This window comes from Ruegeria sp. BG8 (assembly GCF_056538325.1).
In genome coordinates this window covers 715,713-728,727 of sequence record NZ_JBQFSZ010000001.1, presented here as the reverse complement: position 1 = coordinate 728,727, position 13,015 = coordinate 715,713, and the positions used below count along the sequence as shown (strand labels likewise).

Here is a 13,015-nt window from a genome sequence, read left to right as displayed (position 1 = left end):
CGTTATTCGCCACAGATATTCTGCAACCGAACCCAATCGCGGTCGGGAAGCACTTGCTGCAGGGGACGACCCGCCATCGGGTCGGCCTCAATCAACCCCAATACAGTCTCACCCGTGACATCCATCGCGTAGGCGAATGGCGTCGAGGGCAGCGCGGCCTGGGCAAAAACCTCAAGCAGATCACTGTCGGGCAAAGATGGGCGCGGCTCTGACAGCACTTCTTCGGTATATGCATCGACAATCTCGGGGGTCAGTTCTCCGGTCGTTAGCAAGCGGAAGGCTGTCATTGCACCGGTGCGGTCCAGAAGATCGTCCAAGGGATCCTCGGCCAGTACACGTGCACGTTCAGCTATGATGTAACCGGCAGCCACCGATGGGTCTTCGTGATCCTCGACCAGAGATCTGTTCAGCAGAACGATTCCACCCGGCAGGCTCAGGCTGCTTTGAACACCTGCGGGCAAAATGACGACCTCACGCACTCCGGTTCGTGCAGCCAGCTGATCCAGCGCGTCCTGCGCGTCGCCAGATGAACAAGCGCGACCGGATACACGTTCAATTCGGTGCAAAATTGCGTCGCCAATATCGTGCCGTTTGATTTCCGGCACGACCGATACCACGTGGCTTTGCAACGCGACCGGGACCCAGAGAACCAACAAGATCGCGACGGCGGCGATAACCCCTGCCACTGTGAACCAGCGCAATCGCCCGGGATGTGGCCGTGCACGGTCGATAGCACGTTGCAGGCGATCGATCGCCTCGATCATCGTGGTTTCGGTTTCGGCCAGTTCCAGTGTTTCGTCCGGATCGCCGTCCGGGTTGTAAATTGCCGGATACGCGCCTGGGTTTTGCCGTACCAACGCAGCCAGCGACCAATGCGTCAATGCGCGGTCGTTGAAGTCCGAGATGGTCAGTGTTGCTTCGCCAATGGACACAACGACCTCGCGCCGTTGCACATCAGGCGAGGGGCGCCACAGACCGGTGGCTTCGATCCGCTGGTACTGTTTGAGGGCCGTCATCACGGTTGGAACTGCTCGTTATGAATTACGGTCAGTTTAGCACGCAAAAATCCAGTGGCGCAAACCTGTTGCGCGATGTTCCGAAAATGTGCTGGATATCCGGACGCGCGGCAGATCGAAGTCCGGCGTTCCCGTTCGCTTTAGGACCCAAGATGCAGACTGACACCCAGACTTCTCCGATCCTGGCATCGATTTTGATGATAGGTTCTATGGCGATCATTGGTGTGGTCGATAACGTGGTGATCCTGCTCGCTGACACGATTGGGTTGTGGCAGTTCCACCTTAGTCGTGCGCTGCTGATGTTACCGTTGATTGTGGGGTTGTCTCTGTTGGGGTTCGGCACCTTACGGCCCAACCGTCTGACGCCGGTGATGGTGCGCAGTATTCTGATCACGCTGGCGATGCTGTTCTATTTCGCTTCGCTTGCGCTGATGCCGATTGCGCAAGCACTGGCCGGGCTATTCACCTCGCCGATCTTCGTCCTTTTGATCTCGGCGTTGGCGATGAAGCAGAGAATTGGTCGCTGGCGCATCCTGGCCGTTTTTGTTGGTTTCGCTGGCATCCTATGCGTCCTGCAACCCAACCCTTACGAGTTCGATTTTCTGACCCTTCTGCCGGTGGCCGGGGGGCTGTTCTACGCTCTTAGCGCAATCGTGACGCGCACGCATTGTGCTGGTGAAAGCACAGTTGCGTTGCTTGCCGCAATGGTTGTGACGCTGGGTTCTGCGGGGGCTGCCGGCCTGATTTTTTTGTCCGTTTGGCCAGTTGCTTCACCCGAGGGTGCCGAGGGTTTTGTAAGCCGCGGCTGGGTTTGGGCCATGCAACCAGCTTTGCCTTGGATCATCGTGCAGGCCGTCGGATCAACGATTGCGGTTTTCATGCTGATCCGGGCCTACCAGATCGGTGAGCCGTCCTACGTCGCGGTTTTTGAATACTCGGTCATGGTGTTTGGTCCTTTGTTCGCTTGGGCCGTTTTGGGGCAATCCATCGGGTTGATGCAGATTGTCGGGATTTGCCTGATCGCAACAGCAGGGGCCTTGTTGGGGTGGAGAGCTGGTCGCACGCCCGCCCAACCGGAGGCCGCATGATAATCTCGAAGGGGCGGGCTTACGTCTTTGTCCATATCCCAAAAACCGGAGGAACGTCGTTGTCCCTGGCACTGGAACAACGTGCAATGAAGGATGACATTCTGATCGGGGATACGCCCAAGGCCATTCGCCGACGCAACAGGGTCAAGTCAATTGATCATTCCGGGCAGTTGCGAAAACACGCAACACTAGCTGATCTTGATGAGTTGATTGACCCGTCTGAGCGGGACGCTTTGTTCACCTTCACGCTGGTGCGAAACCCTTGGGATCGCATGGTCAGCTATTATCATTGGCTACAGGAACAGAGTTTTGATCACCCGGCACCTGAACGGGCGAAAAAGCTGTCTTTCGAGGCTTTTGTGCTCCACCCGGACACGGCCCGCTCGTTCCGGGCCAATCCTGCCCGTCAATACATGACGTGGTCTAACGGCATTGAGCACTGCAACGCGTATATAAGGCTTGAATACTATGAACGCGATGCCGCGCCGTTGTTCGATCATTTGGGGTTTCGCGTGCAGCTACCCCATCTGAACGCATCCAAACGCACAAAAGACTACCGGACTTATTACTCCTCACGCGCGCATTCCGCGCTGGAGGCAACATGTCGCGAAGACATAAACCGTTTTGGATACACGTTTGATCCGCCGACAAGTCAATCGTCGGCATAAGGTTCGCTGGCGCATTGGGGGCATGCGCCAGCGTTTTTTTGGTTAGGCGGCTTTGGCTTCTGGATCGAACCGGCCGTAGAAGGACTGACCCTTTTCAGCCATCTCGCGCAGCAGCGGCGGGCAGGCGAAGCGCTCGCCATAGGTAGCGGCCAGTTGGTCGCAGCGCTCGGCCGCGTAGGGCGTGCCGATGATGTCCAGCCAGCTCAGCGGGCCGCCGGACCACGGGGCAAAGCCCCAGCCCAGGATGGCACCCACGTCGCCTTCGCGGATGTCTTCCAGAACACCTTCCTCCAGCGCGCGGACGGCTTCCAGCACCTGCGCAAACATCAGTCTTTCCTGCACTTCGATCAGGTCGGGCTGGTCTTCGGCATGCGGGTACTTTTCGGCCAGACCTTTCCAGTATTCGACGCGCTTGCCCTTGTCGTCATAGTCAAAGAACCCGGCATTGGCCTTGCGGCCCAGGCGGCCCTCGGCCTCCATCCAGAAGATCAGGTCATCGGCAGGGCTTTCGGGATAGGCGTCGCCCATGGCGGCTTTGGTCGCACGTGCGATCTTGGCCCCCAGATCAATCGAGGTCTCATCATTCAACTGGATCGGCCCCACGGGGAAGCCAAGCTGACGCGCGGCATTGTCGATCAGCACCGGGCTGACGCCTTCGGTGATCATCCGTAGACCTTCGTTGATATAGGGGATGATGCAGCGGTTGGCGTAGAAGAACCGCGCATCGTTGACCACGATCGGCGTCTTGCGGATCTGGCGGACGTAATCCAGCGCCTTGGCCACCGCGCGATCACCGGTTTCGCGACCCTTGATGATCTCAACCAGGAACATCTTCTCAACCGGTGAGAAGAAGTGGATGCCGATGAATTGCTCGGGCCGCACGCTGGCCTTGGCCAGATCGGTGATTGGCAGGGTCGAGGTGTTCGAAGCAAAGATACAATCCTCGGGGATGATCGCCTCGACCTTTTTGGTCATCTCGGCCTTGACGCCCATATCCTCGAACACGGCTTCGATGATCAGGTCACAGCCCTTCAGATGATCCAGATCGGGGGTGGCAGTGATGCGCGCCAGCATGGCCTGTTTCTTGTCTTCGGTGACTTTGCCGCGCTTCATACCCTTGTCCAGATAGGCTTCGGTATAGGCTTTGCCCTTGTCCGCAGCTGCCTGATCCCGGTCGACCAGAACAACCTCCATCCCGGCCTGGGCCGAGACCAGCGCGATGCCCGCACCCATCATGCCTGCGCCCAGAACGCCGATCTTCTTGACCGACTGATCCGGCACACCGGCAGGACGTACGGCACCTTTTTCCAGCGCTTCCTTGTTCAGGAACAGCGACCGGATCATAGCACCCGAGGAGGGGTTCATCAGGACGGATGTAAACCAGCGCGCCTCGATCTTCAGCGCAGTGTCGAAATCGACCAGCGCGCCCTCATACACCGCGCTCAGCAATGCTTTGGCCGCGGGGAAGGCGCCTTGGGTCTTGCCGTTGACCATGGCTGAGGCGCCGACGAAGTTCATGAACCCTGCGGGGTGGTACGGAGCACCACCGGGCATTTTATAGCCCTTGGCGTCCCACGGCTTGACCAGATCGGCGTCTTTCGCGTTCAGCACCCATTCTTTCGCGGCGGCAACTGGGTCAGCAGCGATCTCGTCGATATAACCCGCGCCCTTTGCTTTCTTGACGTCCAGCATCTTGCCTTCCAGCAACAACGGAGCCGCAGCAATCGCGCCCACCTTGCGGACCATCCGCGTGGTGCCGCCCGCGCCGGGGAAGATGCCGACCATGATCTCGGGCAGGCCGTATTTCGCCTTGGGGTTCTCGGCGGCAAAGATGCGGTGCGTGGACAGCGGCAACTCCATCCCGATGCCTGCCGCGGTGCCGGGCAGGGCGGTCGCGATGGGCTTGCCGCCTTTCTTGGTCTTGGGGTCCATGCCCGCAAGTTCGATCTTGCGCAGCAGGGCGTGCATTTGCATCGTGCCCTCGAACAGACCCTTGGCCGGATTGTCGCCCGCCTGTTCCTTCATCACGGCCAGCAGGTTCAGGTCCATGCCGCCCGCAAACGACCCCTCTTTGCCCGAGGTCAGGACGATGCCCTTGACCCCTTCATCCGCCAGCGCCTGATCGATCAGGTCGCTCAGCTGGGACAGCCCGTCAAAGGACATCACGTTCATCGTCTTTCCGGGGACGTTCCAGGTGATCGTGGCGACGCCGTCTGCGTCTTTGGTCAGAGTGAAATCAGTCATTGTCATCTCCAATCTGGTCAGCCGTCAGCGGGCTGCCGTCTTTCCGGGTGAAGGATTCGCCGTCTGCGTCATCCTTCACCATCATGTCTATGTCGCTGTAATAGGCGGTCTCGGTCGGGGTCCGCGTGCCCACCACCAGAAAGGTCGCAGGCGCATCGGTCTTGTTCACAAGGTGATGGCCGTTGGGATTACCCGCGGGCCAGGCGGCGCAATCGCCGGGCTGCATCTGGTGCTCACCATCGTCATCAATCAGCACGCAGGTGCCGCTGAGCATGATGGCAAACTCGTCCTGCTCCATATGGTAATGGCGCAGCGATGACATGCCCTGCGGTTCCAGCCGCACGATGTTGACCCCGTATTGGGTCAACCCGCCTGCATCCGTCAGCCGCTGCACGAAACGACCCGCGGTCGCCTCGGCCAGTTTGCCGGGATAGGAGGAGCCGCCCTGAAACGGGATCTGAGAGAGATCCAGCTTGGGCATCAGACCCGCTCGATAATGGTTGCCGCCCCCATGCCGGACGCAATGCACAGCGTTGCCAGACCGGTTTCCTTGTCCTGACGCTCCAGCTCGTCCAGCAGGGTGCCGATGATCATCGCGCCGGTTGCGCCCAGCGGGTGGCCCATCGCGATCGAACCACCGTTGACGTTCACCAGTTCAGGGTCCACATCAAACGCCTGCTGGAACCGCAGCACGACCGAGGCGAAGGCTTCGTTCACTTCGAACAGGTCCAGATCGCTGATCTTCATGCCGTTGTCAGCAAGGATCTTCTCGGTCACGGGCACCGGACCGGTCAGCATGATGGTCGGGTCGGTGCCGATCTTCGCTGTCGCCTTGATGCGGGCGCGCGGCTTGAGGCCGTATTTCTCGCCAAATTCCTTGTTGCCGATCAGCACAGCCGCAGCCCCATCCACGATGCCAGAGCTGTTGCCCGCGTGGTGGATGTGGTTGATCCGCTCCAGATGCGGGTATTTCAGCATTGCGACCTTGTCGAAGCCCGGCATCTGCTCACCCATCATCGCAAAGGACGGGTTCAGCGCGCCCAGGCTCTGCATGTCCGTGCCGGGGCGCATATATTCGTCGCGGTCCAGAATGGTCAGGCCGTTCTGGTCGGTGACTTTGATGACCGATTTTTCGAACCGGTTCTCTTCCCACGCCTTGGCTGCGCGCTTTTGCGATTCAACAGCCAGCGCGTCCGCCTGATCGCGATCAAAGCCATATTCGGTTGCGATGATGTCCGCCGAGATACCCTGAGGCACGAAATAGGTGTCCATCGCCAGCGAGGGGTCAACGGCAATCGCTGCACCGTCACTGCCCATGGCCACGCGGCCCATCATCTCAACGCCGCCTGCGATATACGCCTCACCTGCACCGCCTTTGACCTGGTTTGCGGCGAGGTTCACGGCCTCCATGCCCGAGGCGCAGAACCTGTTGATCGCCAGTCCCGGGATCGACTGATCAAGATCCGAGGCCAGCACGGCCGAGCGCGCCAGACAGCCGCCTTGTTCCATCACCTGGGTAACGTTGCCCCAGATCACGTCCTCAACGGCGTGACCTTCCAGATTGTTACGCTCTTTCATCGCGTTCAGGGTCACGGCGGACAGCCGCACCGAGGTTACCTCGTGCAGGCTGCCATCCTTGCGGCCCTTGCCGCGCGGAGTGCGCAGGGCGTCATAGATATAGGCTTCGGTCATGGGTCTTCTCCTTAAGCTCGATCCGACGGGTTGCCGGGCATCAGGTCATATGGGGCTTTCCAGCCGGGCTGTTCGCTGAGGCGTGTCAGCCAGGTGTCGATATGGGGCCATTCGGCGCGGTCAAAACCGAATGGTTCGGGATAGTAGAGGTAGCCGCAACAGCTGAGATCGGCATTGGTTACATTGTCGCCGACAATCCAGTCGCGGCCCTTCAGATGATCATTCAAAAGCTGGTACGACGCTTTCAGCCGACCTTGGTTAAAGCCGATGACATCCGCATTTCGGCTTTCTTCAGGCAGGAAGTTACACAGAAAACGGGTCATTCCTGCAATCGAACTGAGCTTGTGATTGTCCCACAAAACCCAGCGCAGGATGTCGTAGTTTTCTTCGCGGGTCTTGCCGCCGAACTTGCCCGATTTTTCCGTGACATAGGCCTGAATCGCGCCTGACTGGCTGGTGCGGAAATCGCCGTCAACCAACATCGGCGCTTCGCCCAGTTCGTTGACGTTCGCGCGGTATTCGGGGGTTCGCGTTTCTCCATTGAAGAAGTCGACAAAGACCGGTTCCCAATCCAGGCCCGACAACTCCAGCGCTAAGGCGGCTTTGTACGAATTTCCGCTTTCACCGAAGCAGTACAGTTTGATGGTCATGTGATCGCCCCTCCCGTGGCGCATGTGCGGTGTTCAGACAGCCGGCCCGGTGGCCGTATGCTCAGCGTTTGCGCGCCTCCAACTCGGAATTGAACTGGCGCAACCGGTGGGTCAGGTTGTGCTCATCAATCACGCTGTTGAAGTTCTCAAACAGAAAAGACAGGGCCTCGCCTTCGTCCAACCCCGCTTCATGGGCAAAAGCCCTGAGTTTGCGATACCCGTCTTCGGTCATGGCGACCGGGAAACGGCGGGTCAGGCGAAATCGTTTCGGCATGTCTTTCCCTTTGAATGACCGGTTCCGGCACAACGCACCGGAACCGGGCGTGTATCAGAAGCTTGCTGCCTCAAGCGCCATCACGGTGTCGGCACCGGTCTGAATCCGTGCAAGATGCAGGGCCGTCGCCGGCAAACGGCGCGCGGTGTAGAATTGGCCGGTTGCGATCTTTGTTTCGTAGAACTCGGTATCTGACGCTCCGGCTTCAAGTGCCGCATAGGCCGCCTTGGCCATGTGCGCCCACATCAAACCAAGACACACATGGCCAAACATGTGCATGAAGTCGTTTGATCCGGCCAGCGCGTGATTGGGGTTCTTCATGCCTTGCTGCATAAAGTACATACCGGCGGCCTGCAGATCTTTGGATGCCGTTTTCAGGGGTTCAATAAACGCCTTGTCAAACGCTTCGTTTTGGCCTGCGTTTTCCTTGCAGAAGGATTTCACCATCTCAAAGAATGCCATCACATGCTTGCCGCCGTCTTGCGCCAGCTTGCGGCCAACAAGATCCAGCGCCTGCACACCGTTCGCACCTTCGTAGATCATCGCGATGCGGGCGTCGCGGGTATATTGCGACATGCCCCATTCCTCGATGTAGCCATGACCGCCGTAGACCTGTTGCGCTTTGACGGTCATGTCATAGCCTTCGTCCGTCAGGAAGCCCTTGATAACCGGCGTCAACAACGAGATCAGGCCGTCTGCGTCCTTGTCTTCGGCGCGGTGCGCCTTGTCGATCATTGTTGCGCCCCACAGAAGAAACGCGCGGGCGCCTTCGGTAAAGCTTTTCTGATCCATCAGGCTGCGACGAATGTCGGGATGAACGATCAAAGGGTCTGCCGGACCGTCGGGGTTCTTGACGCCCGTCACGTCGCGGCCTTGCAGGCGGTCCTTGGCGTATTCGACGGCGTTTTGATAGGCCGCTTCGGCCTGTGCAACACCCTGCATGCCAACACCCAGACGTGCCTCGTTCATCATGGTGAACATGGCGCGCATGCCCTTGTGCGTATCGCCCAGCAAGTAGCCGGTCGCCTCGTCATAGTTCATGACGCAGGTCGAGTTGCCATGGATGCCCATTTTCTCTTCGATCTTGCCGACCGCGACGCCATTGCGTTCACCCAGGCTGCCGTCTTCGTTGACGATGAACTTGGGAACAATGAACAACGAGACACCCTTGATACCCTCAGGGCCGCCGGGGATCTTGGCCAAAACCAGGTGGATGATGTTGTCGGCCATGTCGTGCTCACCAGCCGAGATAAAGATCTTTTGGCCCGATACCTTGTAGGTGCCGTCATCTTGTGGTTCGGCCTTGGTGCGCATCAACCCCAGATCGGTGCCGCAATGCGGCTCGGTCAGGTTCATCGTACCGGTCCATTCGCAGCTGACCATGTTGGGCAGGTATGTGTTCTTCTGTTCGTCCGTGCCATGCGCCAAAATGGCCGAGGCCGCGCCATGCGTCAGACCCTGGTACATGGTAAATGCCTGGTTCGAACCCGAGAACATCTCGCCCACGGCGGTGCCCATCACGTAAGGCATGTTCTGCCCGCCATACTCTTCGGGCATGTCGAGGCCGGTCCAGCCGCCTTCTTTCATCTGTTCGAAACCGTCTTTGAAACCCGTGGGGGTGTAGACGATACCGTTTTCCAGGCGGCACCCTTCCGTATCGCCGACAACGTTCAGCGGGTGCAGAACGTTTGTCGAGATTTTGCCGGCCTCTTCCAGCACGGCGCCGGTGAACTCTGCCTCAAGCTCGTTGTATCCCGGGATATCCGATCCTGACACATTCAGGACCTCGTGCAGGATGAACTGCATGTCTTTGGTAGGCGCGTTGTAGACGGGCATTTGAAGCTCCCTTTAAATTCAGATGTCCGGTGAGTGGGGATCGCCGAGGTTTATTCGGCGGCCTTTTTTTCGTTTGTCATCGAGGCGATTACCTTTTCGCCCCAGCGCAACTGTTCCTTGAGGTCGTCAATCGCCTGCGTCAGCTCTTCGCGGCGGGCTTCCATATCGGCTAGACGCTCGCGCGCTATTTCGAATGTGCGGGTCATCTGGGTCATCTGCTGGTCTCCCACATGATACAAATCCAGAAGTTGGCGGATTTCCTCGAGGCTAAAGCCAAAGCGCTTACCGCGCAGGATCAGCTTTAGCCGGGCCCGGTCGCGCTTGGTGAACAGACGTTTCTGCCCCTCACGGATCGGGAACAGCAGTTCCTTGGCTTCGTAAAACCGCAACGTGCGTGGAGTGACATCATATGTCTCGCACATTTCACGAATGGTCATCAGATCTTCGGTCATGGTTTCAGCACTCTTGTCACTGGCGTCGATAAGGTTCAGGTGCGCAGTCGATGCGCCTTTTACAACACGGAGATGACGTTCACGTAATGCAAACGCTACGTCACAAATAAGTTGACGTAACTTCCGGTCGCGTCAAGACGCTGAACTGGGCCAAAACTGGATTTTCACGTCACGTAATTTGACGATTTCGGCATTGAACAGGAGCGCGTACCTGCCAACGAACACGATGTTGGGGGGGATACTTAAGAGGCGGCAGACACAGTTTCGCGATTCCGATCTGAACGCTGCTGGCGTTCTTATTGCGGCGCGCATCTTGCGTTGGCGCAGATGCGCCGGTGTCAAATCGTGCTGCCGGGCGTCTCAGAGCCGTCAAAAAGGGGCTTCCGATTGTCCAGATGTCTTTGGACGAGCTTGCGCATACGCTTGCCCTTTTCCGGAATGAAACGTGCGGACACCGCCTTGAATTCCGGATCGAAACACGCAGGAAACAAGTCTTTGATCTCGGCCTGCGCTTCTTCTGACACGGACTTGAGCGCCTCGGGGCCGGTAAAAAGACTTTCTGTCGGCGTACCGTTCGACCAGATGATTTCATGTGTATCGAACAGAATGTGGAAGTATGTGACGCCGTCCGGTGCCGCTTTAACAACATCGACGCCATCCAAAGACAGAAGCTTGTTCGCGGGGATCAAAACATCCTTGTTCTCAAACATGCGCAGGGCAACGGCCGAAGATACAAGTATGCGGTGCTGCGGGGAAACGATCAGGTCTTGTTTGGGATAGCCTGTGCCCAAAGCGCCTGCTCGGATCAAAATGGGTTTCAGCCTTGGGTTGTCAGCCAATTCGGACGGTGTCAGGCGATTTGACCCAATCCAGCGAATTGGTTGGTAACCGTGATCGTAGGTCAGAACCTCGTCGGCAATCTGCAGCTTTTCTACCGCGACAGGACCGTGCAAGGTTTCAATCAATGTGCCGGATGCAAAGCACAGCACATCCACGAATTCGCCACTGGCGTTAGTGGGCCCGGTCTGTTCCTGGTCGATGACAATGGTATTGGGGCCATCCTCATTCCAAGCGTCTGCGATGGCATCTGTATTAACGGACAAGCCGTTTATCAGCTCAAGCGGTTCCAGCGGCCCGTCATTCGTTTTAACACCGAAAAACTCGATCGTGCCGTCCGGGTTGATCACCAGCCGCACGACCGGTTCGCCATTTGTGTTTCCAAGCTGCCAGACCGCGGGCGTGTCAACTTCGTACCTGTCACCGTCAGCAAATCCGACGGTCTGGCCGGGCGTACTTACGATCTGGAATTCCGCTTCGTTGGGTACGCCGGCTGGTCCGCCCACGAAAAGATCTACACCGTTGATCTGAACGCTGAACCCGTTGTCCAGCGTGTCAAAATCAATGACAAGGCCGCCACCCGGTGACGTATCCGTGAACGTGGTAGAGTTTCCGTTCGCGATACTAAAGCTTGTCATGGAATTCTTGACCAATCCTGAAAATCAACGCCTTTAGAACCACATAGGGTGGTTCACATGGCCGGATATAGTCTGTTTTCGACAGGATCGAAAAGCGAATTCTCACGTAAAGGTTATCAAGGCATGAAGTGTTGGTCTTTCACAGCACTGTCAACGCATGGGCGCAAATCACGTTACGCATCAAGACTTGGGCGTTGCGATCATTCCAGCGATTTGGCCGTCTGATCGCGCATTTTCTGAAGCGCGTCGATCGCCTCATTCAATTGCTGCTTTTGATTGTTCAACTCGACCAGCTGCAAATCCGCCATTTCGACGAAGGTCTGCATCTGTGCCTGATTCCCCTGATCTTCGTAGATCAACAACCACTGCCGGATGTCTTCAAGCGGGAAACCATATTTTCGCCCGCGCATGATCAGTGTCATTCGCGCGCATTCGCGGGGGCCGTAAAATCGGGATCTGCCTTCGCGATCTGGCTGCAAAAGCTCGATATACTCGTAGTAGCGCAGGGTGCGCGGAGTCACGTCAAACTCGGCACACATCTCTTTGAATGACAAACGGTCGTCGGACATTCCTGATCTCCTCTGCAGCAGATTATGGTGCGTCACAGCCAAGCGCAACAGGTGGGCTTGCTCTTTTGCGGGTGACACGCCCATAAAGGGATAAATCAAGGGGACACAAGTAGATGGTCGACAAAACAGCCATTGCACGCCAATTCATCGAGGCGATTCCGCATGCGCGGGCTCTGGGTATGAGCCTGACCCAGATTGGCAACGGCGAGGCCGAGATTACGATGCCGTACAACCCCGAACTGATCGGTGACCCTCGCACCGGTGTTATTCACGGCGGCGCAGTCTTTGCGGCATTGGACACATGCTGCGGCGCTGCAGTCATGAGCCACCCGTCCTCACCCGGGGGAACCGCTACGATTGATCTGAGGATCGACTATATGCGGGCAGCGACGCCGGGGCAGATGATCACAACCCGCGCGACCTGTTTCCACCTGACGCGAAACGTGGCGTTTGTGCGTGCAACGGCCATGGACGAAGATCAGGAACTGCCGGTTGCAACCGCAGCGGGCTCTTTCACGGTGGAGGGTTTGTGATGGCTCGTAAACGCCCAGAACCCATGCAGGTGGTCAAGCAAAGGCGCGACGCTGCGTTGAACGCGATTGTTGAGGGCGTTCCCTACATTCGGTTTCTGAATATAGGCTTCGATCGGCGCGGGGATGAACTAACAGCAGTTCTGAACTTTGACGAGAAACTGATCGGCAACCCTCTGCTTCCAGCCCTGCACGGAGGTGTCACAGCGGCCTTTCTCGAGGTAACGGCCGTCATTACCCTAAGCTGGGAGCACTTTCTGCCCAGTATTGAAAGCGGCGCGTTGGATGCCGACACAATTACACGCGATGAAACGATCCGCTTTCCCAAGACGGTTGATTTCACGGTCGATTACCTGCGATCCGGGTTGCCGCGGGATGCCTATGCCCGTGCGTTCGTAAGCCGTTCGGGTCGCCGTTATGCTTCGGTACGGGTCGAGGCATGGCAGGACAACCACGCGCGTCCCTACGCGCAAGCAACCGGGCATTTCCTGATGCCGCAACCCAACATGCAGGACGCTTAG

General features: G+C 57.8%; 14 protein-coding genes. 4 read left to right on the top strand and 10 right to left on the bottom strand.

Translation table 11 applies throughout. From position 1 onward, the window contains the following. Window positions 1–2: 2 nt before the first annotated feature. Window positions 3–1,016 carry a hypothetical protein gene (locus ACR0DG_RS03690; RefSeq protein WP_480694416.1) on the bottom strand — a complete coding sequence of 338 codons (1,014 nt, stop codon included), beginning with the start codon at window positions 1,014–1,016 and terminating at the stop codon, window positions 3–5. A gap of 152 nt (window positions 1,017–1,168) precedes the next feature. Between ACR0DG_RS03690 and ACR0DG_RS03685 the strand changes: the two genes are divergently transcribed. Both ACR0DG_RS03685 and ACR0DG_RS03680 read left to right on the top strand, forming a co-directional pair. Beyond that, the gene (locus tag ACR0DG_RS03685) at window positions 1,169–2,104 is read left to right on the top strand and encodes a DMT family transporter (RefSeq protein WP_480694414.1); all 936 of its coding nucleotides are present in this window, start codon (window positions 1,169–1,171) and stop codon (window positions 2,102–2,104) included. Further along, complete coding sequence (locus ACR0DG_RS03680) at window positions 2,101–2,772, top strand: sulfotransferase family 2 domain-containing protein (RefSeq protein ID WP_480694412.1); 672 nt, start codon at window positions 2,101–2,103, stop codon at window positions 2,770–2,772. Before ACR0DG_RS03685 ends, ACR0DG_RS03680 begins: the two co-directional genes overlap by 4 nt. Window positions 2,773–2,814: 42 nt before the next feature. Here ACR0DG_RS03680 and ACR0DG_RS03675 read toward each other — a convergent pair whose 3' ends face one another. From ACR0DG_RS03675 to ACR0DG_RS03635, 9 genes are all read right to left on the bottom strand, one after another. Beyond that, window positions 2,815–5,016, bottom strand: coding sequence for a 3-hydroxyacyl-CoA dehydrogenase NAD-binding domain-containing protein (locus ACR0DG_RS03675; RefSeq protein ID WP_480694410.1), 2,202 nt, complete (start codon window positions 5,014–5,016; stop codon window positions 2,815–2,817). Further along, complete coding sequence (locus ACR0DG_RS03670) at window positions 5,009–5,497, bottom strand: cupin domain-containing protein (protein ID WP_480694408.1); 489 nt, start codon at window positions 5,495–5,497, stop codon at window positions 5,009–5,011. Before ACR0DG_RS03670 ends, ACR0DG_RS03675 begins: the two co-directional genes overlap by 8 nt. Then, entirely contained in the window at window positions 5,497–6,708 is a 1,212-nt protein-coding gene (locus tag ACR0DG_RS03665) for an acetyl-CoA C-acetyltransferase (protein ID WP_480694406.1), read from the bottom strand. Before ACR0DG_RS03665 ends, ACR0DG_RS03670 begins: the two co-directional genes overlap by 1 nt. Window positions 6,709–6,719: 11 nt before the next feature. Then, window positions 6,720–7,358, bottom strand: a complete 639-nt coding sequence (locus tag ACR0DG_RS03660; protein WP_480694404.1) for a glutathione S-transferase family protein — start codon at window positions 7,356–7,358, stop codon at window positions 6,720–6,722. Window positions 7,359–7,419: 61 nt separating this feature from the next. Then, window positions 7,420–7,632 (bottom strand): hypothetical protein, encoded by a 213-nt coding sequence (locus tag ACR0DG_RS03655; protein ID WP_480694402.1) that lies wholly within the window; start codon window positions 7,630–7,632, stop codon window positions 7,420–7,422. A gap of 54 nt (window positions 7,633–7,686) precedes the next feature. Continuing rightward, the gene (locus tag ACR0DG_RS03650) at window positions 7,687–9,468 is read right to left on the bottom strand and encodes an acyl-CoA dehydrogenase C-terminal domain-containing protein (protein WP_480694401.1); all 1,782 of its coding nucleotides are present in this window, start codon (window positions 9,466–9,468) and stop codon (window positions 7,687–7,689) included. A 50-nt stretch (window positions 9,469–9,518) separates the two neighbouring features. Then, window positions 9,519–9,920 (bottom strand): MerR family transcriptional regulator, encoded by a 402-nt coding sequence (locus ACR0DG_RS03645; protein WP_480694399.1) that lies wholly within the window; start codon window positions 9,918–9,920, stop codon window positions 9,519–9,521. 338 nt (window positions 9,921–10,258) lie between these two features. Continuing rightward, window positions 10,259–11,395, bottom strand: a complete 1,137-nt coding sequence (locus tag ACR0DG_RS03640; protein ID WP_480694397.1) for a Hint domain-containing protein — start codon at window positions 11,393–11,395, stop codon at window positions 10,259–10,261. A 200-nt stretch (window positions 11,396–11,595) separates the two neighbouring features. Next, window positions 11,596–11,964, bottom strand: a complete 369-nt coding sequence (locus tag ACR0DG_RS03635; protein WP_480694395.1) for a MerR family transcriptional regulator — start codon at window positions 11,962–11,964, stop codon at window positions 11,596–11,598. Window positions 11,965–12,077: 113 nt separating this feature from the next. Between ACR0DG_RS03635 and ACR0DG_RS03630 the strand changes: the two genes are divergently transcribed. Continuing rightward, window positions 12,078–12,497, top strand: coding sequence for a PaaI family thioesterase (locus ACR0DG_RS03630; protein ID WP_480694393.1), 420 nt, complete (start codon window positions 12,078–12,080; stop codon window positions 12,495–12,497). Beyond that, complete coding sequence (locus ACR0DG_RS03625) at window positions 12,497–13,015, top strand: PaaI family thioesterase (protein ID WP_480694391.1); 519 nt, start codon at window positions 12,497–12,499, stop codon at window positions 13,013–13,015. The genes ACR0DG_RS03630 and ACR0DG_RS03625 overlap by 1 nt, the downstream gene beginning before the upstream one ends.